Source organism: Streptomyces sp. YIM S03343 (genome assembly GCF_054729195.1).
Map to the genome: position 1 here is coordinate 1,215,972 of NZ_JBPUKX010000001.1, position 24,509 is coordinate 1,240,480.

Annotated in this window: 39 protein-coding genes; 6 read left to right on the plus strand and 33 right to left on the minus strand. The window is 69.1% G+C overall.

From position 1 onward, the window contains the following. Nucleotides 1-72: 72 nt before the first annotated feature. From ACSYGN_RS05255 to ACSYGN_RS05360, 22 genes are all read right to left on the minus strand, one after another. Nucleotides 73-198 carry a hypothetical protein gene (locus ACSYGN_RS05255; RefSeq protein ID WP_460392304.1) on the minus strand — a complete coding sequence of 42 codons (126 nt, stop codon included), beginning with the start codon at nucleotides 196-198 and terminating at the stop codon, nucleotides 73-75. A 26-nt stretch (nucleotides 199-224) separates the two neighbouring features. Continuing rightward, complete coding sequence (locus ACSYGN_RS05260) at nucleotides 225-635, minus strand: hypothetical protein (RefSeq protein ID WP_460392306.1); 411 nt, start codon at nucleotides 633-635, stop codon at nucleotides 225-227. Between the two features lie 43 nt (nucleotides 636-678). Beyond that, the gene (locus ACSYGN_RS05265; protein WP_460392308.1) at nucleotides 679-1,038 is read right to left on the minus strand and encodes a hypothetical protein; all 360 of its coding nucleotides are present in this window, start codon (nucleotides 1,036-1,038) and stop codon (nucleotides 679-681) included. A gap of 51 nt (nucleotides 1,039-1,089) precedes the next feature. Next, the gene (locus tag ACSYGN_RS05270) at nucleotides 1,090-1,536 is read right to left on the minus strand and encodes a hypothetical protein (RefSeq protein ID WP_460392310.1); all 447 of its coding nucleotides are present in this window, start codon (nucleotides 1,534-1,536) and stop codon (nucleotides 1,090-1,092) included. A gap of 12 nt (nucleotides 1,537-1,548) precedes the next feature. Continuing rightward, nucleotides 1,549-2,928 carry a hypothetical protein gene (locus ACSYGN_RS05275; RefSeq protein WP_460392312.1) on the minus strand — a complete coding sequence of 460 codons (1,380 nt, stop codon included), beginning with the start codon at nucleotides 2,926-2,928 and terminating at the stop codon, nucleotides 1,549-1,551. Next, on the minus strand, nucleotides 2,928-3,392 hold the full coding sequence (locus ACSYGN_RS05280; RefSeq protein ID WP_460392314.1) for a hypothetical protein: 465 nt from the start codon (nucleotides 3,390-3,392) through the stop codon (nucleotides 2,928-2,930). Before ACSYGN_RS05280 ends, ACSYGN_RS05275 begins: the two co-directional genes overlap by 1 nt. A gap of 6 nt (nucleotides 3,393-3,398) precedes the next feature. Continuing rightward, on the minus strand, nucleotides 3,399-3,773 hold the full coding sequence (locus ACSYGN_RS05285; RefSeq protein WP_460392316.1) for a hypothetical protein: 375 nt from the start codon (nucleotides 3,771-3,773) through the stop codon (nucleotides 3,399-3,401). Between the two features lie 2 nt (nucleotides 3,774-3,775). Continuing rightward, entirely contained in the window at nucleotides 3,776-4,837 is a 1,062-nt protein-coding gene (locus tag ACSYGN_RS05290) for a hypothetical protein (RefSeq protein WP_460392318.1), read from the minus strand. Nucleotides 4,838-4,874: 37 nt separating this feature from the next. After that, nucleotides 4,875-5,351, minus strand: a complete 477-nt coding sequence (locus tag ACSYGN_RS05295; protein ID WP_460392320.1) for a hypothetical protein — start codon at nucleotides 5,349-5,351, stop codon at nucleotides 4,875-4,877. A gap of 89 nt (nucleotides 5,352-5,440) precedes the next feature. Beyond that, nucleotides 5,441-6,100, minus strand: a complete 660-nt coding sequence (locus ACSYGN_RS05300; RefSeq protein WP_460392322.1) for a hypothetical protein — start codon at nucleotides 6,098-6,100, stop codon at nucleotides 5,441-5,443. 2 nt (nucleotides 6,101-6,102) lie between these two features. Continuing rightward, nucleotides 6,103-6,564, minus strand: coding sequence for a hypothetical protein (locus ACSYGN_RS05305; RefSeq protein WP_460392324.1), 462 nt, complete (start codon nucleotides 6,562-6,564; stop codon nucleotides 6,103-6,105). 1 nt (nucleotide 6,565) lies between these two features. Then, on the minus strand, nucleotides 6,566-6,997 hold the full coding sequence (locus tag ACSYGN_RS05310) for a hypothetical protein (RefSeq protein ID WP_460392326.1): 432 nt from the start codon (nucleotides 6,995-6,997) through the stop codon (nucleotides 6,566-6,568). Between the two features lie 82 nt (nucleotides 6,998-7,079). Next, nucleotides 7,080-8,567: a phage major capsid protein gene (locus tag ACSYGN_RS05315; protein ID WP_460392328.1), complete on the minus strand. Its 1,488-nt coding sequence runs from the start codon at nucleotides 8,565-8,567 to the stop codon at nucleotides 7,080-7,082. 2 nt (nucleotides 8,568-8,569) lie between these two features. Next, nucleotides 8,570-12,274 (minus strand): head maturation protease, ClpP-related, encoded by a 3,705-nt coding sequence (locus ACSYGN_RS05320; protein ID WP_460392330.1) that lies wholly within the window; start codon nucleotides 12,272-12,274, stop codon nucleotides 8,570-8,572. A gap of 253 nt (nucleotides 12,275-12,527) precedes the next feature. Beyond that, nucleotides 12,528-13,976 carry a terminase large subunit domain-containing protein gene (locus tag ACSYGN_RS05325; protein WP_460392332.1) on the minus strand — a complete coding sequence of 483 codons (1,449 nt, stop codon included), beginning with the start codon at nucleotides 13,974-13,976 and terminating at the stop codon, nucleotides 12,528-12,530. Nucleotides 13,977-13,989: 13 nt separating this feature from the next. After that, nucleotides 13,990-14,592, minus strand: coding sequence for a hypothetical protein (locus ACSYGN_RS05330; protein WP_460392334.1), 603 nt, complete (start codon nucleotides 14,590-14,592; stop codon nucleotides 13,990-13,992). Nucleotides 14,593-14,739: 147 nt separating this feature from the next. Beyond that, nucleotides 14,740-15,120: a DUF7736 domain-containing protein gene (locus ACSYGN_RS05335; RefSeq protein ID WP_460392336.1), complete on the minus strand. Its 381-nt coding sequence runs from the start codon at nucleotides 15,118-15,120 to the stop codon at nucleotides 14,740-14,742. A 33-nt stretch (nucleotides 15,121-15,153) separates the two neighbouring features. Beyond that, nucleotides 15,154-15,450, minus strand: a complete 297-nt coding sequence (locus ACSYGN_RS05340) for a hypothetical protein (RefSeq protein WP_460392338.1) — start codon at nucleotides 15,448-15,450, stop codon at nucleotides 15,154-15,156. A gap of 75 nt (nucleotides 15,451-15,525) precedes the next feature. Further along, on the minus strand, nucleotides 15,526-15,690 hold the full coding sequence (locus ACSYGN_RS05345) for a hypothetical protein (protein WP_460392340.1): 165 nt from the start codon (nucleotides 15,688-15,690) through the stop codon (nucleotides 15,526-15,528). A 9-nt stretch (nucleotides 15,691-15,699) separates the two neighbouring features. After that, a complete protein-coding gene (locus ACSYGN_RS05350; protein WP_460392342.1) occupies nucleotides 15,700-15,981 on the minus strand; it encodes a hypothetical protein in 282 nt (93 codons plus the stop codon). Between the two features lie 86 nt (nucleotides 15,982-16,067). After that, entirely contained in the window at nucleotides 16,068-16,415 is a 348-nt protein-coding gene (locus tag ACSYGN_RS05355) for a DUF3846 domain-containing protein (protein ID WP_460392344.1), read from the minus strand. 25 nt (nucleotides 16,416-16,440) lie between these two features. Continuing rightward, the gene (locus tag ACSYGN_RS05360; RefSeq protein ID WP_460392346.1) at nucleotides 16,441-16,830 is read right to left on the minus strand and encodes a WYL domain-containing protein; all 390 of its coding nucleotides are present in this window, start codon (nucleotides 16,828-16,830) and stop codon (nucleotides 16,441-16,443) included. Nucleotides 16,831-16,929: 99 nt separating this feature from the next. Between ACSYGN_RS05360 and ACSYGN_RS05365 the strand changes: the two genes are divergently transcribed. Genes ACSYGN_RS05365 through ACSYGN_RS05385 form a run of 5 tightly spaced genes read left to right on the plus strand, consistent with a single transcriptional unit; the run spans nucleotide 16,930 to nucleotide 18,083 of the window. After that, a complete protein-coding gene (locus tag ACSYGN_RS05365) occupies nucleotides 16,930-17,136 on the plus strand; it encodes a helix-turn-helix domain-containing protein (RefSeq protein ID WP_460392348.1) in 207 nt (68 codons plus the stop codon). After that, nucleotides 17,133-17,402 carry a hypothetical protein gene (locus ACSYGN_RS05370; RefSeq protein ID WP_460392350.1) on the plus strand — a complete coding sequence of 90 codons (270 nt, stop codon included), beginning with the start codon at nucleotides 17,133-17,135 and terminating at the stop codon, nucleotides 17,400-17,402. Before ACSYGN_RS05365 ends, ACSYGN_RS05370 begins: the two co-directional genes overlap by 4 nt. Then, entirely contained in the window at nucleotides 17,399-17,731 is a 333-nt protein-coding gene (locus ACSYGN_RS05375) for a hypothetical protein (RefSeq protein WP_460392352.1), read from the plus strand. The genes ACSYGN_RS05370 and ACSYGN_RS05375 overlap by 4 nt, the downstream gene beginning before the upstream one ends. Beyond that, on the plus strand, nucleotides 17,728-17,892 hold the full coding sequence (locus ACSYGN_RS05380) for a hypothetical protein (RefSeq protein ID WP_460392354.1): 165 nt from the start codon (nucleotides 17,728-17,730) through the stop codon (nucleotides 17,890-17,892). Before ACSYGN_RS05375 ends, ACSYGN_RS05380 begins: the two co-directional genes overlap by 4 nt. Next, the gene (locus ACSYGN_RS05385; protein WP_460392356.1) at nucleotides 17,889-18,083 is read left to right on the plus strand and encodes a hypothetical protein; all 195 of its coding nucleotides are present in this window, start codon (nucleotides 17,889-17,891) and stop codon (nucleotides 18,081-18,083) included. Before ACSYGN_RS05380 ends, ACSYGN_RS05385 begins: the two co-directional genes overlap by 4 nt. A 63-nt stretch (nucleotides 18,084-18,146) precedes the next feature. Here the strand turns inward: ACSYGN_RS05385 and ACSYGN_RS05390 are convergent, their stop codons facing one another. The 11 genes from ACSYGN_RS05390 to ACSYGN_RS05440 all read right to left on the minus strand — a co-directional run bounded on the left by ACSYGN_RS05390 (nucleotide 18,147) and on the right by ACSYGN_RS05440 (nucleotide 23,878). Further along, complete coding sequence (locus ACSYGN_RS05390; protein ID WP_460392358.1) at nucleotides 18,147-18,695, minus strand: hypothetical protein; 549 nt, start codon at nucleotides 18,693-18,695, stop codon at nucleotides 18,147-18,149. Between the two features lie 128 nt (nucleotides 18,696-18,823). Further along, nucleotides 18,824-19,063, minus strand: a complete 240-nt coding sequence (locus ACSYGN_RS05395; protein ID WP_460392360.1) for a hypothetical protein — start codon at nucleotides 19,061-19,063, stop codon at nucleotides 18,824-18,826. Between the two features lie 35 nt (nucleotides 19,064-19,098). Further along, nucleotides 19,099-19,269, minus strand: a complete 171-nt coding sequence (locus ACSYGN_RS05400; protein ID WP_460392362.1) for a hypothetical protein — start codon at nucleotides 19,267-19,269, stop codon at nucleotides 19,099-19,101. A 178-nt stretch (nucleotides 19,270-19,447) separates the two neighbouring features. After that, the gene (locus tag ACSYGN_RS05405) at nucleotides 19,448-21,205 is read right to left on the minus strand and encodes an FtsK/SpoIIIE domain-containing protein (protein WP_460392364.1); all 1,758 of its coding nucleotides are present in this window, start codon (nucleotides 21,203-21,205) and stop codon (nucleotides 19,448-19,450) included. A gap of 51 nt (nucleotides 21,206-21,256) precedes the next feature. Further along, nucleotides 21,257-22,135: a hypothetical protein gene (locus ACSYGN_RS05410; protein ID WP_460392366.1), complete on the minus strand. Its 879-nt coding sequence runs from the start codon at nucleotides 22,133-22,135 to the stop codon at nucleotides 21,257-21,259. A gap of 22 nt (nucleotides 22,136-22,157) precedes the next feature. Next, on the minus strand, nucleotides 22,158-22,394 hold the full coding sequence (locus tag ACSYGN_RS05415) for a hypothetical protein (RefSeq protein ID WP_460392368.1): 237 nt from the start codon (nucleotides 22,392-22,394) through the stop codon (nucleotides 22,158-22,160). Between the two features lie 402 nt (nucleotides 22,395-22,796). Next, complete coding sequence (locus tag ACSYGN_RS05420) at nucleotides 22,797-23,009, minus strand: hypothetical protein (RefSeq protein ID WP_460392370.1); 213 nt, start codon at nucleotides 23,007-23,009, stop codon at nucleotides 22,797-22,799. Continuing rightward, nucleotides 23,006-23,299 (minus strand): hypothetical protein, encoded by a 294-nt coding sequence (locus tag ACSYGN_RS05425; RefSeq protein ID WP_460392372.1) that lies wholly within the window; start codon nucleotides 23,297-23,299, stop codon nucleotides 23,006-23,008. The genes ACSYGN_RS05420 and ACSYGN_RS05425 overlap by 4 nt, the downstream gene beginning before the upstream one ends. Next, on the minus strand, nucleotides 23,296-23,448 hold the full coding sequence (locus ACSYGN_RS05430; RefSeq protein ID WP_460392374.1) for a hypothetical protein: 153 nt from the start codon (nucleotides 23,446-23,448) through the stop codon (nucleotides 23,296-23,298). Before ACSYGN_RS05430 ends, ACSYGN_RS05425 begins: the two co-directional genes overlap by 4 nt. Then, on the minus strand, nucleotides 23,445-23,753 hold the full coding sequence (locus ACSYGN_RS05435) for a hypothetical protein (protein WP_460392376.1): 309 nt from the start codon (nucleotides 23,751-23,753) through the stop codon (nucleotides 23,445-23,447). Before ACSYGN_RS05435 ends, ACSYGN_RS05430 begins: the two co-directional genes overlap by 4 nt. Then, the gene (locus ACSYGN_RS05440; protein WP_460392378.1) at nucleotides 23,750-23,878 is read right to left on the minus strand and encodes a hypothetical protein; all 129 of its coding nucleotides are present in this window, start codon (nucleotides 23,876-23,878) and stop codon (nucleotides 23,750-23,752) included. The genes ACSYGN_RS05435 and ACSYGN_RS05440 overlap by 4 nt, the downstream gene beginning before the upstream one ends. 197 nt (nucleotides 23,879-24,075) lie before the next feature. Between ACSYGN_RS05440 and ACSYGN_RS05445 the strand changes: the two genes are divergently transcribed. Continuing rightward, complete coding sequence (locus tag ACSYGN_RS05445; protein WP_460392380.1) at nucleotides 24,076-24,399, plus strand: hypothetical protein; 324 nt, start codon at nucleotides 24,076-24,078, stop codon at nucleotides 24,397-24,399. The last annotated feature ends 110 nt before the right edge of the window (nucleotides 24,400-24,509 follow it).

The window sequence follows — 24,509 nt, forward strand, 5'->3', positions numbered from 1 at the left end:
GTGCGCAACTGGCCGTTGACGTCCCGGAACCCGGCCGCGGTCTGGTTGTTGACGCGGACTGTGATCGTCACGTCATCCGACATCGTCCACCTCCCCTCGGTCGCGGGCGCCGCCGAGTTCTTCGATCGCTACGAGACGCATCAGCTCGGTGTCCTCCGCCAACAGGGAGGACAGGGTGTAGCCCGGAAACCTCTCCAACAAGCCGAGGAGGTACCGGGCTCGGGTCAGCTCGCCAGGCTCGGTGACAGTGCTTCCATCGGGACGGAGGCCACCAGGGACGGCTCGCCAGAGGGCGAGCTCTCCGGCAAAGGGTCGTCCTTGTGCACCCCGATCAGGGAGTTGATCCACGCGTTGTTCATGGCCGCGACGAGGTCCTTGTCGACGGACCTGGCCCCCTCGATCGTGAGCGGCACCGGCTCGCCCGTGTCGGGTGAGTCGAGGTTCCACTCGATGAGGTGGTCGACGAACCGCTTGACGGAGTCGGCGCCGCTCTTGTCGCCGTCGCCGCCGTCGGCGCCCGTGGCCTGTTCCCATTCGCCGTAGGTCATGCCGCGGAGGCGTGCTTCGGCGCCGTGGAACTCGTGGCCCCCGTCGAACTTGATGAGGTACGTCTTCAGCTTGGCCTTGTAGCCCATGGTCAGCTTCTTTCCTGGTCGCTGCCGGAGTGTTCCGCCACGGTCACGACCACAGGGGGACGGTCCCGTCCGACAAAACGCCAGGTGCCGACCACGTGAGCTCGCCACTGTCGGCCCGCGTGAGTGCGTAGTCGGTGTACATGCACTCGTTGGGCAGGCTCTGACTGGACACCGTGAGGGACGTGGTGCGAGCCGCGGTGGTGGACGACACGGTCTTGAACACGGTGTGCGACAGGGCGGTGTTGAAGACGCCGTTCAGGGTGATGCTGAAGTCGGCGAGGAGCAGCAGCCGCTCGAACGCGGACTTGTCGACGCCGGTGATGTCCTGCACGCCGCGAGGCGTGGAGAACTGGAAGTTGGTGACATCGTTCCTGATGTCGGTTGCGGTGGTTCCGTCGCTCAAGTCCACACTGAGTGTGGTCCAGCCGAGCCCGCTTGATTTGGACACGTCAGGTCACCCCTTCTTCTGTTCGTCGCTGAGCTTCGACTGATGCTCCGCAAAGTCATCCCGCCAGTCATCCGCACTCACATGCCGCCTGGCCTGCGTGCCGCGCGGATTACCACGATGGTCACCGCCCTGCACCACATACAGCTCCGGCCGGTCCAGACGCGTACGGTGCTCGGACGCCTGAAAACAGGGCTGCCCAGCCTCGAAGACCAGCCAGTTCTCCATCTCCGAGACGTGGAGCCACTGGAACTTCCGCCCCGCATGCGTCGCGGCATGAACCATCTGCGCGTCGAGCGTGTCCGTCCGCACCTTCCAGCCGTTCAGGAAGTTCGGGCAGTCCACCTCGACGCAGGACGCCGGGCGGAAATGCGTCGCCACAGGAGCGACGATCCGATACGTCTTGTACGCCGCCGCTGGCATGGCCGGCTCGACCCGGTTCAAAGGCCTGGACATCAAGGTCACCTCCTAGAAGACCGTCGAGACGAGGTTGCGGCAGACGGTCACGCTGAAGGAGAGCGAGGCGAAGCCGCCGCTGGTGGTGGTCACGGCCCGTAGGTAGCGCTCGACTTGGAGGGTGGCGCTGGTCGCGATGCGCTGCGTTGTCGGCCCTGACGTCACCGCGGTGAAGCCGCCGCCGGTCACGTCCGTCCAGCTGTCGGTGGAGCCGTTGTCCTTGGACTCCTGCAGCTTGACGGTGACGTCTGTCCCGGTGAACGCGGTGACCTGGAGGTAGGCCTGGAGGCCGAAGTAGCTGTGGTTGGACAGGAACGCGGTGCCGTTGACGGTCCATGTGCGGGGCGTCGCATCCGAGAGGGCACTGTTGGTGGCCACGGGGTGGGCGACCGAGGTTCCGGCGATACCGCTGAGTACCTGCGCCTCAAAGATCTTCCCGGCGAGGAGGTGCGTCGTCCCTACCGTCCGCCCGCCCAGTTCCAGCACGGCGGTTGAGGCGAAGATGCTGGTGGTGGCCCCGTTCAGCTGCGTCGTGCCCAGCTGTGTCCACGTGCTGCCGTCGTCGGAGGTGTAGAACACGATCGCCGCGTTCGAGGAGCCGTTGTCGACGTCCATCGTGGCCCGCACCCACTTGATGGCGCCGTTGGAGACACTGACAGCCGCGGACGATGTCGCGGTCTTCTCCACCGTGCCGTCCTCAGACCAGCGCAGGATCAGGTTCCCGCCAGTCGTCACCGCCAAGGCGTACGAGCGCTGGTTGCTGGTGGCCGTGTACTTCGCGATCAGTGTGGACTCTGCTCCCGGGGTCCAGTCGTCGAGGGCGGCCTTCACCCGCAGGTCGATGTCACCGACGATGTCGAGGGCTGCTGCGTCGGGGGTGGTGGCGGTGTTCCCGGACGTGCCCGGAAGCTGAAGGTAGGGCACCCCGTCGGCGTCGATGGCCACGCCGTTCCCGTTGGTTGCCGCGGTGTCCGTGCGAAGTCCAGCGGTGAGCTGCTGTCCCCATTCGATGCCGTACGCGTTGCCCTGCGCGTCGACGGAGAAGGTGAATGCTCCGTCGTCGGCGCGGGTGCCGTCGTAGTTGACCTGCTTGGCGACGAGGTTCGCGGCGGCATTGCCCAGGGTGGTGCCCCGCAGGTAGGACACGATGACATCGGTGCGTGGCAGGGTAGACAGCCTGGGGTGCGCGCGGCTGGTAGCGGGGTTGAAGTAGGACGTGAAACTGATGGCGCCGTCACGGCGTCCGCCGATCCGTTCGAACGCACTCTTGTTGATGCCGGTGACGACGAGAGGTGTGACGGTGCCGCTGATGCTACCGAGGCTGCCGATGTCGCCGGACAGGTCATATCCGGCGATGAGGAGCCCGTCCCCGAGCCCGCTTGATTTCGCCACTAGGGGGCCTCCTGCCAGACGTCATTAACGATCAGTGGAATGGTGAGTGTGGCCACCCGATAGGTTGTGCCGCCCGCGAAGCTCGTGTAGCCGACCTCCGAGCCCAGCGGCGTTCCGTGCGCGCCGAGGAGGTCGACGTTCGCGACCGTGCCGCCGAGGGTGAAGTCACCGCAGTACGCGCCCATCAGCGCGGACACAGCCCCGGTCACCTGGACGTCGACGTCGTCCATCGGCTCCGTGTCCGCGGGCAGGAACACCCGCCCCCGTAGCTCCAGCCGCGCCGACACCGAGTCCAGGCCCGACCGGGAGGGGATCGGCCGGACCGGGCCGACCCACATCGCATACGTCAACCCGCTCCCGGGCGCCGACACGGGCTCGTGCCCGAGGACTTGCCCGAACAAGCCCAGACTCTGGGCGTGGGACATGGCCGCGCTGCGGTAGGCGAGAAGATCGAGATCAGCCACGGGGCATCACATCCGCCCCGTGTACCGGCGCAGCAGCCGCTCACCAATACCGCGTTTGCGCTGGTTGAGCCGATGCCGCGTCTTGATCCAGTGGTCGTAGCCCTTGAACCGCGTGACCGGGAAGTTCCTGGAGCCGATGCCGGCCAGCCACGGCCCGTACACGACCCGGGAGTCCGAGATGACATGTCCTTCGATGACCTTGCAGCGGGACTCGTAGTGGCCGGTCGGGTTGCGGAACACGGCGCGCATCTCCTCGCGGAGGATGTTCAGGCCGTCCTCGGCGAGTTGCCGTTCGAACCGGTTCACGTATTCGTTGGCGGCGCGGCGGGCGCGGCCGTCGAAGAGGGGGCCGTCTGTGCGGGTGGAGACGTCGAGGCGCATGGCTACACGCTCCTCATGCGGGCTTTACGCCCGTGGCTGGTGTAGACCCGGTCGCGCAGGTCGGCCAGGCCGCGGCCGGTCGCCTCACGCTCGTTCTCCCCGGAGCCTGCGGTGCGCGCGTATCCGGAGCGGCCTTGCAGGAGATCCGTGAGCGCCTCGGCCGCGCACAACTGCCGCACCGGACCGGGGAAGTCGAACCGGTACACCGGCGCCGCGGTGAGGTGAGTGGCAGCAGTCGTCCCCAGCGCGCCGCGGGCGACGGTCAGGGTCCGCGGTGCGTAGATGGTGGCGCCGACGCTGTGGGCGGCGATCGTCGAGCCGTCCCACGCCCGCGTGACGACGAGCGTGTTGCCCGCGATCTCGTCGACGCGCATCCGCTCGCCGTCGATCAGGATCGACTCCCCGGTCGCGAACGCCGCGCCGGAGGCGACGGTGACGGTGACGGAGTTGTTGACGTTGGTCAGGCCCGACCCGCCGAGGGTCTGCCCGGTGTCGAGCTGCGTCCGGCCGATAACGATGACGCGTTCGGAGTCGATGCGCAGCAGGGATCCGACGCCGACGGCGGCCGAGGTGGCGGCATCCACGTCGATGCCCGTCTCCGAAGCGTCCAGGGCCTCCGCCGCCGTGCCCACAGACGTTTCGTCATTGCGGAACCCGAACAGACACGTCCCAACGATGTCCTGTTGGTAAGTGGAGCCGCCGCCGAACGAGGCGCTGCCGCTCAAGTTGATCTCGATACGCGTGTAAGGCGGCTCGTCGACGTCGTCCGCCCGCCGCAGCAGGTAGTCCGACGCGCTGATGGTCGTGCCGCCGGAGGTGAGGGAGGAGACGGAGATGACCTCGTTGTTGTTCAGCCGCAGGATCCACGGCGTTGCGCCAGCACGCGGCGGCCAGTCGAACTTGCGGGTCGCCAGGGTCGGGTAGAACACGCGGCGGCACAGGCCGTGCACCGCTTCGGTGGCGTCGGCCAATGCTCGGTCGATCCGCGTGTTGGAGCGGGCCGTCTCACGCACGTCGAGCTCCGCTTTGATCTCCTCGCGGGTCGCGTAGAACGGTGTGCTCATCTCTCGTCACCTCCTCTCTGCTGCTGCTTGGGTACTGCTACTTGTCGTCAGCAGCCGACGTAGCTGCCGTCTTCTGTCCAGCCGTCGAAGGGGCAGTAGAGCTTTCCGTCGGGTCCGGCTCGGAGGGGCTCTCCGTCTTGCGGGCAGGCTTGCGGCGGGGTTTGCTGCTCGGCTCGGACTTCGGCGGCTGCGTCTCGGTAGATGTCGATGAGCTGGTACCAGGAGATGACTCCTCGCCTCCCTCCTCCGGTGTTGACTCCACGGCCGCCTGGAACGGAAGCTGCTCCGTTCCGGCACCCACGGCGTCGCGCAGTTCCTCGGCCTGCTCTTCCGTCAGGACCGCATTGGTCTGCACGACGGCGTCTGGCAGGGTCTTGTCTGACGGCCCGCCATGGGCCGTGATCTTCGCCATGGGTTGTCCGTCCTCCACGAATTCGGTCGACCCGCACTGCGGGCAGCGCGGTAGCCCTACCGCGAACTTCGTCGTGCACGACGTGCACGCGTTCAGCGCCATCTCCAGCTCCTTCGCCGACCCGCACCGAGGACACCGAGACAGCCACGCCCCATACAGGGCGGGGCAGTCGGGGCATCTCCAGCGGGCCATCAGGCAGGCTCCACGATCATCCAGGCCACCACCGACGTGTCCGTGGCGTCCGCCGACGTGATCGTGAACGACGTGGCCGCTGTACGGGCCGTCACCCCGATCGCTTTCGGCGCCGTCACCGTGCCCAGCGACTGCACCGTCAACTGAATCCGGCTGGACGCCGACACCTCCGTCGTCGCCACCACCGCCCCGCCAGCCACCAAAGTGGCCACACCCGAGCGGGCGTTGGAGCCCTCCTTCAAGTTCAGGCCGCCGCCCGCAACATCACAGTGCAGATCCCCCTCGGTCACGAACGTGTTCACGGTGTGCAGACGAGCCGACCCGTCACGGGACAAGTTCACATCGACCGCACCCGACCCGGGCCCCCACTCCAGCTGCCCGTTGGCGTTGAGGACGAACTGCGGGTTCGCGTCGCCGATCACCCGGGAGGTGAGGACGTCCGTACCCGACGCGGCACCCTCCAGCACCCACGCCCCGGTCAGGCGCAGCACGCCGGCGGAGTCGCGGGACAGGACCGCATCAACCACGCCTGAGGCGTTGAGGAACTCGATCCGCCCGTCGCGGATGATGAGCCGCTCGCCCAGGAGCAGAGGCTCCGGCGCTTGGTTTGTTGCTGTCCCGCTGACGGTGCCGCCGCGGGTACGGGTCGTCTTCGGCATGATCAGGCCGCCACCAGCGTGGCACCGTCGTCGAGGGGGATCCAGAAGACCACCCAGGTGATCTCGCCGTCCGTACCGGCCGACACCGACTCGATCTGTCCCACAGGGATCGGCACGATGCCCGTCAGGGACACCGTGGACACGGTCGTGGTCGAGCCGCCTGTGATTGCTGCCGCCGGGCTGGTCATGGACAGCACGGCCCCGGCCGGGGTGTCGTTGGTCCCCAGGTCGGTGGCCGTGCACAGATCCATGGTTGTGCCGGTCGTCGGGTTCGACACGAGCTTGTAGGAGTTGGCGACCGTGATCGCCGTGCCCACGTAGCCGTAGATCGCGGTGATACCGACCCGGCCACCCGCGATCGTGAACAGGGGCACGGTCGTCGCCGCGAGCGTGCCGGTGCTCTTGGACGCGCGCTGGCCGAGGTTGATGAGGCGCAGCTGACTGGCCTGGATGAGAACCGACATGTCAGACCCCCAGAGCCGGCAGGCTGGCGGGGGCGCGCTGCACGGTCAGATCCCGCAGGACCGCGGTCACAAGACCTGCCCCGGTGGATGCGAGCTTCAGGTACTTGTAGCCGTCGGAGAGTTCCACCCCGTCGACCTCGACGACCATCGCGTTCTGCGTGGCCGCGGCCGCCGTGACGACCGTGGACGCGGCGGCCTGGGTGCGCTTGGTCCACGTGTCCGTACCGTCACCGGTGCACGTGTGATAGCGGGTGATCGTCGCGAGGACCTGAGAACTGCCCCCGGCCGCGGTCTTCGCCTCGGTCAGGGTGTAGGTGTCGCCTGCCGCCGCCGCGAGGTAGCAGAGGAAGGTGACGCCGGCGCCGTCCTTCAGGTTGATGTACTTGTTGTCGGCCAGCTGGATCGCGTTGAGCGTCCGTCCGAGTGCTTCCATGGGGTGCCCTCCTTGAGGGGGTTGAGTGCCTCTGCGGATCAGGCCCGGACGGGGGTGTCAATGCCCGCCCGGGCTGGCGTGGTCAGGCTCGGTCGGCGAGCTGCACGAACGGCGAAAGCGTTGCCCCGCCGTTCTGCGGCGTCACGGCGGACTGGAGCCAGGGCTTGCCGTCGACGCGCTGGATGATGCGGTAGGCGGTTTGGTCGTTCTGGAACTTGAAGTGCGGGGACGACATGGCGGACATGACCTGTCGGTCGCCGATCAAGTAGAAACCGAAGTCGACGAAGCTGATGTCGCCCTGGTCTCCGAGGAGGCCAGGGGCCTTTTCGGTGACGATGACCGGGCGGCCGAGGATCGTCATCGGCGGGCCGGCGACGCCGTTGTTGAGCCAGATCGCGGAGCCGCCGGTGCCGACGGACAGTGCCATCGTGGCCAGCTCGGGGAAGGTGTCGGGGGAGACGACCCACACGGCGCGGTCCAGCGAACCGGGGAGCATGCGGGCGTACATCTTGACGATGTTCTCCCACAGGATGGTGTCCGCGTTCTGGTTGTTCTCCTTGGCGACGGTGACGATCGCGCTGTTGTTGGTCGACAGTGCGCCCTGGGGTTCGCCGACGCCGGTGCCCTTGAGGAACGCGAGGTCCTCGTAGAAGTTGAGGGCCTCGGGGAAGATCTGGTCGAGGAACGCCTGGAAGCTGATCGCCGAGTCGGAGATGAGTTCGTTGGGGACCTCGGTGTACGCGGTGAGCTTCTTCGCGTCGAGGACGATCCGGGAGAACGCCGCCTGCGACGCGGTGAGCGCGGCGCCTTCCTCGGTCCAGTAGCCGACGATGCCGCCGTACACGGAGGAGACGTTGGAGGTGGCGTCGATGGCCGGGAACGGGACCCGGAGGGTTTCCATCGGGATGACGCGGGCGCGCTGCCGGACGACGGACATCTCCAGCGCCACCGCGAGGAGTTCGGAGCGCAGCACCTCGGGGATGAGGAACCCGCCCTCGCTGGGGACGGTGGAGGAGAACGCGTTGCGAACCCTGCTGAGCTTGGCCTGCATGTCCGCGGTGCGGTTGGCGTTGTGCCAGATCGTCTGGAAATACTCCGCGCTGTTCTTGAACTCGCGGTCCAGGACAGCACCCATCGCACGCGGGTTGTGCAGGTGGTTGCGGGCGTTCCCGGTCTGCACGACCGCCTTCGGGGTGAGGTCGATCCGGTCGACGCCCTCGGGCTGGTTCTCCCGCAGCCAGTTCGCGAGGATCTGCTCCGTCTGCTCCTTCACCTGCGTCGCGATCGACAGGTCCCGGTTGTGGACGGCGCGCGCGTAGTTGGTGACGAACTCGCCGAACGCACCGTTCTTGTCGGCGAACACCTTCTGCATCTTCGCCGAGTCGGTGAGCATCGACTCCAGCTCGGCCTGCCCCGTCGGGATGGCCAGACGCTCCGGGTCGACGGCCCCGGCCGGGGCCTGGTTGTACGCCTTGCCAGCGCGGGCGGGGTCGAACCCGGCGCGGGCCAGCATGCGTTGCCGCATGCTGGTTGTGGCGGTGTCGCGCTGCCTCTGGATGGTGCTGGACATGCTCACAGTCGTGCCTCCCTGAGGCTGCGTTCGAAAGCGGTTCGGTCGATAGCGGGGACCGGATCGGCGGGTGCCGGGCCGGGTGCCGCAGCCTGGTCGGGGGCGGCAAGATCTTGGGCGGCGTTCGCCATGAGGGTGCGCATGTAGTCCACGGCCACCTCGTCGGCGGGCCGCGGGGGCTCAGGCACATACATCGTGGGCGGCGCCTCGGCGGCGGGTGCCGGAGCGGCCGGGGGTGGCGCGGCGGGGGCGTCGTTGGCGACGGCCGTGAACAGGGACCGGAACCAGCCCACCGCAACCTGCTCCGGGTCCGCCTCCGGCGCCTGGTCGACGGGCGGCGGTACGTACGGCGCCTCGACACGCTGCGGCGCGGGTACGGCGGGCGCATCACCGGCGAGCCCGGCCATGAGCGACCTGAGGTGGTCGGGCTGGTAGTCGGGCATCGGGTCGAGGGCTGCTACGGCGGCGGCCCGGAACGCGGCCGGGTCGAACGCGACGGCCATCGGATCGGCGTCGGTGTGGTTGCCGCTGCTGCCGCCGTCGGCGAGATGCGCCCGCAGGTGGCGCTCGACTGCTGCGCGCTGCGCCTCGGGTACGTCGGACTGCGGGAGGCGGGCGAGCCCGTTCCGGCAGGCTGCCAGGTTCGCGGCGCCTGGGGTTCCGTCACCGGACACTTCGTGGTGCGGGAACTTGCACGCCGTCTTCGGCAGCTCCCCGTTGTCGACCTGGGCAGGGTCGTACCAGCCGTACGCCTTCTTCGCCGTGGCGAGAGGCATCGGCGACGGCAGACGCTTCTCGTTCGGCCCCGCATCCCACGGCGAGTCGACCGTCGCCGTGTGATGGGTAGGGCACGCCGAGTCCAGCACAGGGGCGGGCGCCTCGTCGCGACTGGTGTGCGCGTAGTTGTACACCGCGAGGTCCCATGAGGCGGCCATCGCTGCGGCTTCGGCGGTGGTGTCCTGCCGGACAGGCTTAGCGACCTCATCGGCCAGCCCGGCGGCGACAGCCTCATCGGCGAAGTACCAGGTCTCGGCCTGCATGCGGGCTCGCCACTGCTTGGCTGTGCCGCCCGCACGTTCGGCGTAGATGGCGGCGATGTTGTCGGACTGCGCGTCGAGGAAGTCGGCATACTTGCGCAGCTCGTCGGGCTCGCCGCAGGCAACACCGTTCGCATCGTGGATCATCATCTGCGAGCCGGGCGACATCGTCACGTGGTCACCGGCCATCGCGATCACCGAGGCGATCGACGCAGCGAGGGCATCGACACGCACCATGACCTTCGCGGGATGGGACCGGAGCGCGTTGTAGATCGCCAGCCCGTCGAAGACCTCTCCGCCCGGGCTGTTGATGTACAGGTCGATGACGGGGGCTTCGATCTCCGCGAGGTCGTGTACGCACTGCGCGGCCGTGATCCCCCACGAGCCGATGTCGCCGTAGATGTACAGGCATGGGGTGCCCGGGCCTTCCGGGCCGTCCATGGCGTTGGTGATGCGGTACCAGGACTGGGTGCCGTCCGGCGGGGCGAGTTCGGGGCGCATGGCCCGGCTGCGGGCTGCGATCTGTTCGGGGCTGGCGGTGTTCCAGGCCCGTCGTGTGCGGCCCATTGAGGCCTCCTCCGTGGTGTCCCAGAAAGCCGTCACAGTGCCCCGGCAGCGGATTCCGCCCTCGCACCGCAGGTAGCCGCCCGCCCCGTACACGGCCTGTGCCTCGGCGAGCGTGTCCCACTCGGTGCCGTCGATCTCACGACACGGGGAACAAGTGTTCTGATCCATGCGCTCGTCCGCGCGATACCGGGCCGGAGGCGCAGCCGCCAACGTCGCAAGCCGGCCGATGTTCTGCGCCCGATGCAAAGCCCCACCCAAGTGGTCGCGGCGGAACCAGTTCTTCAGCCCCCGCAGGAACGTGCCGACCTTCCCCGCAACGTCCGTGCCGTCCGCGCCCGGTACCAGCAGGCGCAGCGCCTCACGGCCAGCGGAAGCTGCAACGTCTGCGGACAGCAGCCCGGCAACGGCCGCGGCAACCTCCACCAGCTCGCTACCGAAGGCGTTCGTGAGGGAGCGGGCCAGGCGGGGCGGCTTCACCTTCACGCCTTGCTCGGCGGCCTCTGCGGCCATCTGCGCCGCAGCCTGCTTCGCCATGTCGGCGAGCGCTGAGCGCAGGACCTTCGCCGCGGCGTCGGAGTCCACGGACAGGTCAGCCAATGCCGCCGTGTCACCGGCGTTGACCGCGGTCTCGATCTGCGCGGTCACTTCCTCCAGCTGCGCCTCAGCGACCGGCTCCCACGCGTCCAACAGGCTGGCGAGCGCGATGTCGAACTGTTCCCGTATCTGCTCCAGCGCGGCATCGTCGGCGGCCTGCGCCCGCACCTTCCGGCGGGGCAGCGCCTGCACGTGGTTGTACGACGGCTGCCGGGCGGGCAGCTGGTATGGAATGTGGTGGTGCAGGTCCACGCGGGCCGCCGGCGCGGGCACAGCCGCCGGAGCTGGCGGGGGCTGCTTGGCGGGCGGCGAGGTGTGCGCCATCTGCGGCAGGTCGAGGTACTCCAGCACCGCGGCTGGGTCGAGGCCTGCGTCGATGAGGGTCTTGGCGGCGGTCGACTTCGCGGCGAGTTCGGCGTTGCGGGCGGTGGCGTCGGCGGGTACCGGGTCGTCGTAGTCGAACTCCAGCAGCCGGGCCGCATCCTTGCCGTACAGGGGCAGGAGGTCGTTGTTCAGTGCGCCCTTGAAACGCTCCAGCCGCGGCACGGTGAGCTGCTCCGCGAACAGCACCTTCGATGCTTCGGCGGTGGCCCGGTTAACGTCACCGACCTCGCCGAGGACGAACGCCGGCGCGCCGAACGCCTCGCGCATCACGTCGCGGGACACCTGCCGGAGTTCAGCGAACTGCATGTCGCGCTGGGTGAGTTTGCGGTCGACCCACTTCAGGCCGTTCTCGATGATCGCTACACGGTGCGCGTTCGAGACGCCCCTATGCTGCTCGGACCAGCGGTCGCGTGCCTCGTTGAACTCGCCGTCGGACAGGCGCCGGTCGACTTCGAGGATGCCGCCGGGCTCGGCGGAGTTGAGGAAGAAGTTCCGGTTCCACTCCGCGGAGTACCTGCTGGCGTCGATCTCGGTGAGGATCGACTGCACCGGCCCCATCCCCCGATAGGGGTCGAGGGGGTTGGGCATGCGGATCTGGATGACGTCCTCAACCCGGAGGGGGATCTCGCGTCCGTCGGGGGCGGTGTACGTGTACCCGCGGATGAAGTCGACGGGGTCCGGGATCGGGGCCATCCGGTCGGGGCGTACCGGCCACAGTTCGAGGGGGATCGGCGAGCGCGGGTTGCGGGTGATGACCCACCAGCCTTCGCCGGTGAGGTCGATGTGCTGCTGTGTCGACTCGACGAGTTCCTGCCGGGTGAAGAACGGGTTCGGCCGGTTGATCAGGTCCAGGGCCGCATGCTGTGTGACCTCAACCCGGTCTTCCTTCAGCCCGGACGGGGCTTTGCGGTAGAGCCGCCAGTTGACGAGGGCGGTCGCATTGCTGGTGCGGTTGACGATGGCGAACAGCGTCCCCACGCTGCCCATGGCCCGCATCTGCGCTTCGGCGCCGGTGGGCTGCCGCCACGGGATGCTGATGTTCCCGGACGCCGTGTAGGGGACCGGGGAGCGGTTGAAGAGGGCGCGGGCGGCGTTGTTGAGGTCGCCGAGGAGGGTTCTGGCCAACGCCCCTCCTTCGCGCTACGGGCGTCCTCCGAAGAGGCGGTGGCTCATGTAGAGCACCGACAATCCGAGGGCTGCCGTTCCGGCCACGACGTTCCACATCATGGCAGATCCCGACAAGAGCATAGCTCCAGTCCCGTCAAGCACATACGGCATAGCCACGTTCATACGCCCTGCCAACCTGCTCTGTTGCTGACCAGTCACCGAAACACCCCATTCGTCCCACTGCTGCGGTCTTTATAGGAACCGTACAAGTTCACAGCCACCTCACCCGCGGCGGCCCCGCATCGTGGAAGGCGAGGAGCAACGCATCCGCGTTGTCCGGACTGCGCCCCAACCGCTTCTTCGTCTCAGCCTTCGGCTCGACCACGGTCCGCCCAGCGCTGTCAGTCGTGTACTTCGGCGCCGTCAGCTGCGACGCCAGCCGCTCCTGGTCCGCCTCGTCCAGCCCGGACATGTCCCACGCGAGGTCTTCCGACAACTGGCGGCCCACTTCCCACCACAGCTGTGAACGCAGGTTCTTGAACCGGGCCGGGTCAGTCGACGACTCCGACACATTCACACCCACCACATGAGCCCGGTGCCAGCCCTCGGATTCCTTTTCCTGGAGCATCCCGACGACACCCCAGCCGATCCCGATCGCATCCACTTTCACCGTCACGGCCCGGGACTCGTTGATCGCCTCAACGATCTGAGCGACCGCCTTCTTCGGATCCCGCTCACGGAACCGCCACTCACGGCCGACCACCACACCGCGACGTTCCCGGATGACGGTCTCGTCGCCGCCGGCACCCATATCGACACCCAACTCGACAGGCCCTAGCCGGTCTGGCGCCCAAGGGGTCTCGCGGGGACGGCAGCAGGCCCGGACCTTCGACAGGCGGACGACGCCGTCCTCGGCATCCGAGGGGAACTCGCCGAGGACTTTGCTGATGTAGGTGGGCGACTCCTCACCGTACTCCTGTGCCATTTCCTCGACGTAGGAGCGGCTGACGAGCATCTCGCGCAGCTCATCGGGGACTGCCTCGCCGGTGAAGTTGGGGGTGTCGAACGCGGACACCTTCACCGTGTTCCAGCGAGTGCTGGCGCAGACGCGCGCGAACTCCGCGCCCGGGTCGTCAGGGTTTCCGATGGCCAGGATCCGGCAGTGCTCGCCGGTGGCGATGGCGCGGGCCGCAGTCCAGAACTGCTTGTTCACACCGCATGCCTCGTCGAGAATGACCAGGACGTACTTGGCGTGGATGCCCTGGAAGGCGTGCGGGTTGTAGTCGCTGGGCTTGCGGCCGAACGCGATCAGCCGCTTGCCGAGCTTCCAGTCAGTCTCGTTGATCCGCCCCAGGAACGGCGTGCCGCGCGCCTCCGCCTTCGTGAACGCGCCGTTGATCTCCGACCACAGGATCGCCTTCACCTGGTCACCGGTCGGCGCCGTCGTGACCACGCGGGCCTCGCCAGGCGGATGGATGTCGAGCCACCACGCCACCAACTGCGCGGCCAGGAAACTCTTGCCGACACCGTGACAGGACTTCACCGCAGTCTGCCGGTTGTCACGAACCGACTCGGCGATCTCCACCTGCTTCGACCACAGGTGAACGCCGAGCTTGTCCCGCGCCCACGCCCACGGGTCGGAAGCGTGCTGCTCCGACGCAGCTTCCTGCGCGGCCCGCTCGTCGAGGAGGTCGGCAGCCCGTCCGAGGAAGCCGATCACTTCGCCTGCCCCGTCAGCTCACGACGCGAAGGTGCCGGGCCGCTACCTTCTTCGCCTCGACAGACCGCTCGCCGGTGACGCCGGCATGAGCGAGTGCGGCCTCGATCGCCGTGATGACGGCGTCGGCCTGCTTCTCGCTGATCGCGGCGAGCCGCTCGTCGATGTTGAGCCGGGCGATCGCGGAGAGCGCGGTGATCGAGCGGTCGAGGGCACGCTCGTACAGGGCGACCTCGGCGCGGAGCTGCTCGGCGCCACGGCCGTCCTTGTAGCGGATCGCGTCGCTGATGTCGTTGACCCGGGCCGCCAGTTGATCCTTCCAAGCGAGGATCTGGCCGGCGACTTCAGAGAGGGCGGTGAGGGGATTGTCGACGGGGGCGATGTCGAGGGTGGCGAGGGCGCGGCGGGTTGCGTCTGCGACTTCGGCCTCTGCGACGCGTTGTTCGGCTCTCGCGATGGCTTGTGGGGATGCGCCGCCGTGGTGGCGGCACACGTTCTGCCCGGTCATGGCGGTGGCCCCGCACTGGCCGCCATCGCGTTTCTTGGAGCGGGCCCAGCAGCGGCGCTGGCCGTCGGTGCGGTGTTCCTGGAAGCCTTCGGGGAGTTCACGTTTGGCCATGGTGTGCGCCCCTTCCTGGTGTTACTGGCTGGTGGTGGTTTGATGGTAACTGTGCGCAGGCTGGTGGGACGGTGGTGCGCATGGGTGAGGGCCGTATCCCTGGTGGCGAAGCTGGGATACGGCCCTCTGCGTACGCGGGTGTTGTCGTCAGTCCTCGGTGGGCACCACGAACACCTTGTCCGCGCCGATCTTGTCGCAGGCGTCCTCGATCGGGTCACGGTGCTCCCAGTCGGCGAGTGGCTGCACCTCGGCGGTCTCCCCGTGGACGCGTTCGGTCTCGACCAGCCAGGCCAGCAGGTCGTGCTTGTCGAGTCCGTCCGGCGGGCGTACGTCGGTGAGGTGCGGGTGCTGCTCCAGCAGCGCGGGCTTGGCCTTGTCGCAGGCGTCACCGAGCTGGTGGGTGAACAGGCTCTGGCCTGTCATGTGGCTGAGGATGTCGTAGATGCCGTCCATGTGGCGGTGGGAGAGCAGCTTTCCCGTGGTGACGGAGAGGATGTCGGCGAGGGGGAATGCGTGGCGTTCGGTCATGGGGTTCATCCTGTCGTGTCGGGCCGTCATGGGTCAGCCGTCGCAGAGGCACGCCTCGTGCGGGAACCGGCATGGGCGCGGGTGGGCCTTGGACGCGTCACGGACGGCGATGATGGCGCCGATCTCCTCATGGCTCAGCCCTTTGGCGAGGCGGTAGCCCTCACGCCAGTAGTCGGCCTCCGCGTACTGGGTGTCGGCGTCGGTGCGGGCGCGCTTGGCCTCGGCGAGCAGGTCACGCAGGTCGTCGGTGGAGGGGCCGGTGGGGCTGTTGATGGCGGTCTCGATCGCGGCGAGGCGTTCGGAGTTGAGGGGTTGGGGTGTGGTGGTCATGGGTTCGTCCTGTCGTGTCGGGCGGTCAGGCGGGGCCTGTGCTGGTGGTGTCCGGCACGCCCCCCGGCGGGTGGGTCAGTTGGTGTCGGTCTCGGGCTCGTCGGGCGGCGTCTGCCGGATGGCGCGCATGGCGGCCCGTCGGGCGCCGAGCTCGATGGACTCCCGGATGCGGAGGTTGAGGGCGCGCTCGGCGAGGATCGCGCGGATCTCCTCGGGGCTGGGGTCAATCGGAAGATGCATCAGGGTCTCCTAGGCGGCGAGGGAAGGCCGGGTGCTGGCGGCCACGTGGGCGATGGCGTAGAGGAGCGGCCAGCCGGACGCGTCGGCCGCGGCGGTGAGGGCGAGGGTGTGCTGCTCCTCGGCGGCCAGGGCCTCGACGAGCGCGGCCTCCTGGCGCTCCGCCCGGGCGAGCGCGGCCTCCGTGCCGTGCCGGTGCTCCCACGCCCAACCCGGGTAGGTGGGGCGGGTCATGTCGACGCGGAGGCGGTGGATCTGACGGCGGACAGCGGCCAGGTCGTCGGTGAGGTTCACGGGGTGGCTCCGATCCGGGGGCCGGGCGGGGCCGCCTGGCGGTGGGGCGGCCCCTGGTGGGCGGGCGTGGGGGGCAGTCGACGGGTTCAGCTGACGATGTCGGCCACGCTGGCCAGGAGCGCGCTGACCATGTCCGGGGTGAGCGGCAGGGTCCCGCCGTCCTCGTCGGCGCCCCCGGTGAGGAGTACGGGCCCGCGGTACTTCTGCCAGGTGAATCCGTGGCGCGCGGCGAGGAGCGTGGCGAGCTGGTTGACGGGATGGTTGTAGATGCCCTCGTCGTCGATCCACATGTCGAGGCGGGTGGTGAGGGCGACGAGGTCGTACCGGTCGCAGCGGATGACGGCGCGCATGACGGCCTGCCGGCGGTCGGGGTTGTCGGGGAGGTTGATGGGGACGATGTCCGCTTCCGGGGTGATGAGGATCGCGGTGGACATGGTGGGGCTCCGTTCCTTGGGGCGGTCAGGCGGCCAGCGCGTCGGCGAGGAGGTCGACGCGGGCGAGGGCGGGGCAGTCGACGGGGTACAGGACGGTGACCGTGGCGAGACCGCGCGCGGGGCGGGTCTTGGGCTCGTCGGCGGCCGGGCGCTCCAGCACGTAGGCGGTGCGGTGAACGGTGTAGGAGACGATGCGGTCGGTCCGGAAGGAGCGCATCTCCAGGCTGTCGCGGTCCATCGCGCGGAGGACGATGTCGCCGGCGTTGGTGACGATGACGTCGGCGATCTCGATGGTGCGGATGGTCTCGGTGCCGTCGGCCTTGGTGTAGGTGATGGTGACGGGCTGCTGCTTGTCGAGGGCGGTGATGAGGCGGGTGAGGGTTTGGGTGGTGGTCTCGTTCTTGGTGTGCCTCATGGTGTTGCCCCCTTGTTCGTCGTTATGCCTAATACTCTAGGCCTAATCCATGAGGCATGTCAACTAGACTAGGCCTAGTTCGTGAGGCATATTGGGGGCATGGTCACCCGAGACGACGTCACCAAGATCCGCGAGGCCTACGACGCGGAGATCGCCGAAGCCGAGCGCACACGTGCCCGCGCGCTGGCCGAAGCTGCGGACCACATGCCGCAGAAGGACATCATCGAAGCCACCGGCTACAGCCGGGAGACCGTGCGCCGCATCATCATGGACGGGCGCAAACTCCAGACCGGGGAGGTCGCATGAGGAGCGCCGAAGAGATCAGCGCCATGCGGGACACGCTGGAAGACGACATCATCGAGCACGGCTGGGACGCCTCCGTCGACGCCGCCTCCCGCGCGCTGGAATGGGTGCTCGACAACACGCCGCTCGACGGTGAGGCGCAGCTCCGTCGGTATATGGAACGCCCAGACGACGAGCGGCGCCGCGAGTGGATCGCGCGTGGCGGGGACCCGAAGGCCTGGCCGATCGGGCCGGAGCGCCTGGCGGGCGGCGAGGAGACCACCACATGAACGAGCAGCTGGATACCCTGCGCGAGGCCCTCGCCGAGGAACTGTCCTACCTCTGGACCGACCTCCAAACCGCTCGCCGCAGCGCCTACGAAGGCCAGTGGTCCATGCATTGCGACTGGATCGTCGAACGCATCAAGAAGCTGACCCCGCTCGTCGGCCCGACGCCGTGGACGGAGTTGGACATCGAACTGATCGAGGACGGCGTGTACCAGCGCGTGCACGAGGAGATGGGCGTGGATGCGCCGTATGACGCGGAGGGTGTGCGGCTGCATCGTGCGCGGCTCAGCGCGAGCGCGGGTTCGGTGCGCCCGGACGAGGAGCCATCGTGAGCGGCTACCGGCACACCGGCATGAGCCGCGAGGACTACGAGACACGCGAGCAGCTCCTCGACGTCGCCGAGCTGGTGGAGCGGCGTTGGCCCGGGGAGTACTCGGCGCTGTGCCGGGATCTGCGGGACCTCAGCGACACCATCACCGAGGAGACACCGTGAGCAAGGAACTCCGCCGTATCGAGATTGCCTGCACCGTCCACAGCTCCGACCGCCTCCCCACCAAGGACGGCGAGCAGATGTACGCCGACGATGTGGTCGAGGAGATGCGCGAGCTGCTTGGCGCCGCGCTCGACGACTGGTACCGGCGCCGCGGCCACGAGCTGCTCGCCGTCGAGCCGATGGTCATCTGACCCTCCGCGTGACGAAGGCCCCGCCCGGACACTCCGTCCGGTGCGGGGCCTCGGCATGTCCGGCTACTTCACCTCGCCCGTGAAGATCGCCGTAGCCGACTCCAGATCGGGTGTCACCTCCACCTGCAACACCCGCTCGCCCTTCGGCAACTCGCACGCCCACGGCACCGACAACGACCGGCCCGCCAAAAGCCGTGTCTGCGGCGCCCCGTTCAACCCGTCGTCGAAGATCGATTCGCTCTGCTGTCCGTCTTCCCCGTAGGAGCAGTTCACCGACATTACCGTCGTGTCCACGGTGCCGCTGGAGCCGTTGGTGACCTTCACGGTGAACTTCACGTATGGCGTGTTCGCGGGCGACGCCACATCACTGGACACGCCGCGGGAGAACCCTGACAGGCCGAGCTTCACGCCGTGGTCGTAGGTCACGGTGTGCGTCAGCGGGAACACCTTGTCCGAACCGCTGGTCGCGGAAGCCGACGTCGCGGGCTCAGTGGACGGCGTGACGGTCTCCGCCGGGAGACTGGCCTTGGCGGTGTCGCGTCTTTCTGGCGAGCAGCCGACCGCGGCTCCGGCGAGCAGCAGCGTGACGGCGAGCAGCGTGGTGGTGCGCATGAGATCCCCCTAGATCCGGATACGCGCCGCAGCGTAGCCGCCTGCGTCTGCCGGCCGCCTGGAAACGCGGGAGGGCCCGCCGGTACGGGGGAAGACCGGCGGACCCAAGCCCAGTGTGGCACGGCGGGTCAGAACGGGGCGACGCCTCGGCGCTGCTCCCGCCCACTCTGCCGGCGCCGACGTGCGGTGTCGGCGAGGAGGTCGTGTGCGGTGCCGCAGCCGCACAGGGTGACGCCGTCGTATCCCTCGGGCGCCGGGTACTTGTCCATGGTGCCTTTGGTGTGGAACAGGCCGCGGCCCTGGCAGGCTCCGCACGGCAGGCCGGTGCGGCGGCGACGGATGATGATCTCGAACGGTCCGATACGCATGGTTCTCCTTGGGGATGGTCCAGTGTGGCAGGCGGTCAGGCGCCGCGCTGGCGGCGCATCTCGGCGGCGATCTCGTCGTGCGTTGCCCCCGCGTCCAACGCCACACCCATGGCGTCGAGTGGGATGTGCGGGTCGGTACGGCAGGCGGGTCCGCCGTGGGCGATCAGCTCGGCGGCGGCCTTCTCAACGGCTGTCTGCTTGTCCATCAGGTGTCTCCTTCAGCGGGTTGGTTCAGCGGCTTGGTTCAGGTCGGGTGCGGCGTCTGGCGGGCGTCTGAGGGGGTCGGAGGCAGGGTCGGTGTCGCGGCTTCCGGCCCGACCCGGAACCCGCCCGGGTACGACCCCACTTCCGACCCCGCCGCTTGGCCTGTGACCTGCGGTTTTGTCAGCTTGCGACGGCCTGCGCCTCCCACGCCTCCGAGGGCACGATCCGCCACGTCTGGGAGTCCTCGCAGCGCTCGATCTCGGGGCGCAGCGCCCTAGTCGCGTCGAGGACCTGTTTCTCCCCGAGCCCGGTCGCTGTCTCCAGCTCCCGGCGGGTGCAGTTGCCGTACTTCGTCAGCGCGGCCCGCACCCGGTCCTGATTGCTGTCGCCGGGCACGGGGAGGATCAGGCGCTTCCCCACCGGCGCCTTCGCCGTCTCCCGGGCCAGGCGGGCGATCTCCCGCCGGAAGTCCTCCCCGCGCAGCCACTGCACCCGCGACCGGAACGGCTTGCCGTGGTCGGGGGTGTTGACGAGGATCTCGCCCGGCTTGGTGAGGTCGCCGGGCTTGTACTCGCTGGACCGGCCGAACACGAACATGGCGTGGTCCTTGTCGTTCATCCGCGTCGAGATGCGGTTGGCGTAGTTGCCGCGCGCGTCGGTCTTCCCGCCGAACACGCCGGACGACGGCTGCTGTGTCGCTGAGATCATGTGGATGCCGTACGCCCTGTTCAACGCCAGGAAGCTCTCGACCTTGTCCGAGATCCGGTCGCCCTTCTTGAACCCCTTGTCGCCCTGCCGGACCAGCTCGGCGTGCTCGTCGACGATGACGTACACCGCAGGCCGGCCGTGCTTGGCGGGGATCCATTCCTGGTCGCCGTGCTGGGCGAGAATCGTGCCGCGCTCGTCGAGCTCCTGCTTCATCCAGTCCATCAGCGCGTGCGCCTCCTCCGGGGTGGACGCGAGGTCCTGGAGGATCGGCAGCATCGGAGAGAGCTCGGGGCTGCCCGGTTTCATGTCCACCCCGTACAGGACGGTGTCCGGACGCCCGGCGAGGCGGATCGCGACGAGCCTGACCAGCGTGGACTTCCCGAACTTCGAGGATCCGGCGATGAGGGTGTGGCTGTAGGCCATCTCGATCGCGACGGGCTGTCCGAAGGTGTCTCGGGCGATGACGATGGGGTCGAGGAAGGTGGCTCCGTGCTCGGACTCGTAAGGGACGGGCGTGTCGAGGGGGTCGCCGTCGACGTAGTTGACGACGAGCTGGCTCGTGAGCGGGCCGTCGTCGAGGTGGAACGCGCCGTCGACGCGCATGGCCCCGGCGACGCGCGGCCAGCGGGCGCGCAGCGTGGCCCGGTCGAGGCTGGCGGGGCAGTCGAGGACGGCCTTCCAGCCGACGTCCGTGGCCTCGACGAAGCATCCGGACAGCTCCGTCTTGAGGGTGTCCCACACGGCTGTGCGCAGCTGCGTCTCTTCGACGGTGCGTCCGGACAGGTCCGGGCCAGCCGGGACAGTGTCCGGCGCTGTCCGGACAGCAAGTTGGTGGGCGGCGGTCTCCTCGCGCAGGAGGAGGATGCGGTTCTTCGTAGCCTCTGCTTCCACCTTCAGGCCGTCGTGCCGCGTGTGGTGCCGGTACACGCCCCGGGCGGCGGCCGTGGCCCCAGCAGCGACCAGCCACGCGTAGAGGGTGGCCCACCCGCCTATGGCCGTGGTGGCCCACGCCTGCGTGAAGATGCCTGCTGCGCCCGCGGCTCCCCAGGCGAGGGTGGCTGGCCACTTCCGGGAGAACGACGTCCAGGCGACGCCGCCGGTGGCGAGGGCGGCGGCGAACTCGACAGCTGCGGCGTGGGTGCCGTATTGCCAGTCGGCGGTGAGGGCGGCGGCGGAGACGAGGCTGGGGATGGTGAAGGTGGCGGTGGCGTCAGCACGGGTGATGCGCATGGCGGGGCGCTCCGGGCGGTGCGGGGCCCCGCGCGTGGCGGGGCGGGCGGGCTACATGTACGTGTTGCCGAGGCGTTTGGCGGTGCGGCGGATGCTGTCGGCGTTGAGGTCGGGGCGCAGCCGGATGGCGGTCTTGATGAGGTCGTCCTGGTGGACGTGTCCGGACAGGGCACGGACGAGGTCGGACGGGCCGGACGCCTCGTCCGCGATGGTCCGGAGGGGGTCCGGAGGGGTGTCCTCGCTGGCCAGCGGCTTGTTGGCGGACGTGTCCAGGACGTGGTCCGGACGGGCGGACGGATGTCCGGACGTCTCGTCCGGGCTGTCCCGGACAACGGTGTGGACGGTGTCCGTGGGCTGGGCGGCGGCGTACTTCTCGCGCTCGCGGTTGACCTTGGCGAGGGCGAGCTGCTCGGCGCGGCGAGCGTGGACCTCGCCGAGCTCCAGCGTCAGCCACGCCTGTGTGTCCCTGTCGAGGCGGCGGCTGGTGACGTACATGAGGAGCCACCACAGGCCCTTGGCGAGGGCGGATACGAGGGCGCCGAAGAGGCCGATCCAGCGGGCGTTGAGGAGCGCGGCGTGGGTGAAGACCGCGGACATGCTGATGCCGAGGGTGATCCAGCCGAGGGTCTTCGGGACGCGCTGGCGGGCGGGTTCGAAGCGGAGGACGTACTCCGTGGCCATGGCCACGATCCATGTGAGGTCGAAGATCGCGGCGATCATGTAGGCGGCCCATGCGGGGGCGACGCGGTCGAGCATGGCGCCGACGCTGACGGTGGACCAGATGAGGGCGCCGGTGACGACGATGGCGGTGGCTGCGCCGACCCCGCGCATGATCATCTCGTCGGGGGTGAGGGGCGGCAGCTTGGCCGGCTCTTCGACGTAGTGGGTGCGCCCGTTGCGGGTGACGGGGCGGAGGGCGGGGCTGGGCATGGCGGGGCTCCGTGGCGGCGGGTTAGCGGGTGGCGGGGCGGCGGGTGCGGACCTGGTGGACGGCCCAGATGGCGGTGGCGGTGAGGACCGCCGGGCCGGGGTGGGCGGTCGCGGCATCAGCCACGCCCTGGACGACGGCGAGGACCAGGCCGGTCGCGAGTTGGGCGAGGCGGCGGACTGCGCCGGGGTGCATGGCGGCGAGGATGATCAGGCTGGCGGCGAGCAGGTTGCGGATGAGGTGGTCGGGGCGGCGACGCATCATGGGCTCCCGGGCTGGTGGGCGGGGTGGCTGGCAGGTTCTCCTCACCGCCCGCACGGTGTCGGGCGGGCGGATCGGGCAGCCGGTCAGCTCTCCTGGTCGTCGGCGGGCTGCTGGGGCGGGAAGGTCATGGAGAAGGTGACGGTGAAGTCGCCGTCCGCCTCCACCTCGATCTCGCTGCCGGTCTCGGGGTTGATCAGCGGCATGGGGCTACTCCTCGTCGTCTTGGGTGCGGGGGTCGTCGAGGTCGCCGGGCTCCCACAGGAACGGCGGGTCGTCGGCGAGGGCTTGGGGGTCGGAGGCGGTGTCGAACGGGCGGAGGGTCATCGGGTGCTCCTGTGTGAGTGGGAACCGGGCCGCCCGGTTGAGGGGGAAATCACGGGCGGCCCGGTCGCTGTGGGGTCAGCGGCGGGGATAGCCGTGACCGGGTGGCGGGTAGGGGCTGTCGTGCTGGGGGGCGGCGGCGCTGAGGACGGTCTCCTCGAACTGGTCGAGGTCACCGCCGTTGATCGGGTCGCCGGTGCGGGCGGCGTAGGCGTCCTCGACGCCTTGGAGGAGCCGGCTGGTGCGTGCTTGGTCGTCGGCGGGGTTCTCGCTGCGGCGGAAGAGGCTCACCGGCTGCTCCCGTACGACTGGAAGCGGGCGGCCTCCGTACGGGCGGCGAGGATCGCGGCGGGCCGGGGGACGTTGTCGATGCTGGCGCCGCGCATGCCGGCGGCGGTGAGGATGGCGGAGACGGTCTCGTCGTAGAGGTCTGCGGCGGGTGCGTGGTGGCCGGGGTAGGAGGCGTTGGGGTTGTTCCAGATGGCGATGCGGAGGGCGCGGTCGGGGTCGAGGTCGGGGTATCGGTCGAGGGCGTCGGCCATCTTGGTGAGGGCGTCGGCGATGCCCGCGTGGTCGGTCACTGCTGGCCTCCCTGCTGGGCGTTGATGCGGTCCTCGCGGGCCTTCTGCTCTTGGGCGGCCTTGGCGGCGGCGAGGTCGTCGGCGGCGCGGGCGAGGAGTTCGGCGCTGGTGGCGTTCGCGTCCTCGACGACGGGGGTGGGCTCGCTCATCGGGCCGCCTCCGGCTTCGGGAGGGCGCGGCAGGTCGCGGCGTGGTCCTGCGCCCAGATGCGGGCCTGCCTGGTGGCGCGGGCCTCGTCGGGCGCCTCGGTGTAGGTGCCGTCGGCCTCGCTGCCGGAGCCGAACCAGTGGCTGTACTGCTGGGAGTCCGGGCAGCCGGTGCAGGTGGCGAGGGTCGCGACGGGCTCGGGCTGGCTGAGCCGCCCGCCGAGCTGGTGGGTGAGGTCGACGGTCGCACCGGCCACGGTCAGGTAGCGGGCGATCGTGTTCGGCCCCCAGGGCTGCTGCTCGGTCATCGGGCACCGGCCTGGGCGTAGCCGGGCTTACGCGGGCCGGGGATCTTCGGCAGCCACGGGGCGTTGTCGTCGTCGTCCCAAGCGCGGGGGCTGTGCCCGGCGGGGCGGCTGTCGATACAGTTCACGGAGTCGTCTCCCTGGTGAGATCAGGTAGGTGGCTGGCCCCCGACCGGTGTGTGAGAGCCCGGACGGGGGCCGACTTGTTGGTGCACGAGACCGAAGGGAGCGGCCTCGCAGGACTCACTGTCGCATCCCCGGGGTTGAGTTCGCAACCCCGGGGATGAGAGACTTGCGCGTGTCGCACCGCAGGAAGGAGCGCGGCGTGGCAGATGAGCCCGGACGGAAGAAGGAGGTGAACCGCCTAGTGGAAGCCATCGAGGCCATCGAAGCCATCGAGGACGACGTCGAGTGCGCCAAGACCGTGGCGGAGACGCTCGACGAGTGGCCGCAGTACCAAAAGCGGCTGCGCGAGGCGCGACAGAAGCGCGTCCAGTCGCTGAGGGCTCAGGGCAAGACGTGGCCCGAGATCGGCGCGCTGCTGGGCGTCAGCCCCCAGCGGGCTCAGGCAATCGCCGTCGGTCTGAGCGGAAGCGTCCGCCGGAAGCGCGGCGAGAGCACGGACGGGCGGAGCAGGCCCGCCGAATAGAAGAAGCCCGGGCGGAGTGGAGTCCGACCGGGCTGATGCACCAAGATCCCTAGGAAAGATAGGCGCGGCCTTGAGCGTAGCTCAGACGCGGCAGCCCGTGAACCAGGGGG

Coding starts and splice junctions, on each gene's coding strand:
- ACSYGN_RS05260 (WP_460392306.1), bottom strand. CDS start 635: ATGGGCTACAAGGCCAAGCTGAAGACGTACCTCATCAAGTTCGACGGG.
- ACSYGN_RS05270 (WP_460392310.1), bottom strand. CDS start 1,536: ATGTCCAGGCCTTTGAACCGGGTCGAGCCGGCCATGCCAGCGGCGGCG.
- ACSYGN_RS05285 (WP_460392316.1), bottom strand. CDS start 3,773: ATGCGCCTCGACGTCTCCACCCGCACAGACGGCCCCCTCTTCGACGGC.
- ACSYGN_RS05290 (WP_460392318.1), bottom strand. CDS start 4,837: ATGAGCACACCGTTCTACGCGACCCGCGAGGAGATCAAAGCGGAGCTC.
- ACSYGN_RS05295 (WP_460392320.1), bottom strand. CDS start 5,351: ATGGCGCTGAACGCGTGCACGTCGTGCACGACGAAGTTCGCGGTAGGG.
- ACSYGN_RS05300 (WP_460392322.1), bottom strand. CDS start 6,100: ATGCCGAAGACGACCCGTACCCGCGGCGGCACCGTCAGCGGGACAGCA.
- ACSYGN_RS05305 (WP_460392324.1), bottom strand. CDS start 6,564: ATGTCGGTTCTCATCCAGGCCAGTCAGCTGCGCCTCATCAACCTCGGC.
- ACSYGN_RS05310 (WP_460392326.1), bottom strand. CDS start 6,997: ATGGAAGCACTCGGACGGACGCTCAACGCGATCCAGCTGGCCGACAAC.
- ACSYGN_RS05315 (WP_460392328.1), bottom strand. CDS start 8,567: ATGTCCAGCACCATCCAGAGGCAGCGCGACACCGCCACAACCAGCATG.
- ACSYGN_RS05330 (WP_460392334.1), bottom strand. CDS start 14,592: ATGGCCAAACGTGAACTCCCCGAAGGCTTCCAGGAACACCGCACCGAC.
- ACSYGN_RS05335 (WP_460392336.1), bottom strand. CDS start 15,120: ATGACCGAACGCCACGCATTCCCCCTCGCCGACATCCTCTCCGTCACC.
- ACSYGN_RS05340 (WP_460392338.1), bottom strand. CDS start 15,450: ATGACCACCACACCCCAACCCCTCAACTCCGAACGCCTCGCCGCGATC.
- ACSYGN_RS05345 (WP_460392340.1), bottom strand. CDS start 15,690: ATGCATCTTCCGATTGACCCCAGCCCCGAGGAGATCCGCGCGATCCTC.
- ACSYGN_RS05355 (WP_460392344.1), bottom strand. CDS start 16,415: ATGTCCACCGCGATCCTCATCACCCCGGAAGCGGACATCGTCCCCATC.
- ACSYGN_RS05360 (WP_460392346.1), bottom strand. CDS start 16,830: ATGAGGCACACCAAGAACGAGACCACCACCCAAACCCTCACCCGCCTC.
- ACSYGN_RS05365 (WP_460392348.1), top strand. CDS start 16,930: ATGGTCACCCGAGACGACGTCACCAAGATCCGCGAGGCCTACGACGCG.
- ACSYGN_RS05370 (WP_460392350.1), top strand. CDS start 17,133: ATGAGGAGCGCCGAAGAGATCAGCGCCATGCGGGACACGCTGGAAGAC.
- ACSYGN_RS05375 (WP_460392352.1), top strand. CDS start 17,399: ATGAACGAGCAGCTGGATACCCTGCGCGAGGCCCTCGCCGAGGAACTG.
- ACSYGN_RS05390 (WP_460392358.1), bottom strand. CDS start 18,695: ATGCGCACCACCACGCTGCTCGCCGTCACGCTGCTGCTCGCCGGAGCC.
- ACSYGN_RS05395 (WP_460392360.1), bottom strand. CDS start 19,063: ATGCGTATCGGACCGTTCGAGATCATCATCCGTCGCCGCCGCACCGGC.
- ACSYGN_RS05400 (WP_460392362.1), bottom strand. CDS start 19,269: ATGGACAAGCAGACAGCCGTTGAGAAGGCCGCCGCCGAGCTGATCGCC.
- ACSYGN_RS05405 (WP_460392364.1), bottom strand. CDS start 21,205: ATGCGCATCACCCGTGCTGACGCCACCGCCACCTTCACCATCCCCAGC.
- ACSYGN_RS05410 (WP_460392366.1), bottom strand. CDS start 22,135: ATGCCCAGCCCCGCCCTCCGCCCCGTCACCCGCAACGGGCGCACCCAC.
- ACSYGN_RS05415 (WP_460392368.1), bottom strand. CDS start 22,394: ATGCGTCGCCGCCCCGACCACCTCATCCGCAACCTGCTCGCCGCCAGC.
- ACSYGN_RS05430 (WP_460392374.1), bottom strand. CDS start 23,448: ATGAGCGAGCCCACCCCCGTCGTCGAGGACGCGAACGCCACCAGCGCC.
- ACSYGN_RS05435 (WP_460392376.1), bottom strand. CDS start 23,753: ATGACCGAGCAGCAGCCCTGGGGGCCGAACACGATCGCCCGCTACCTG.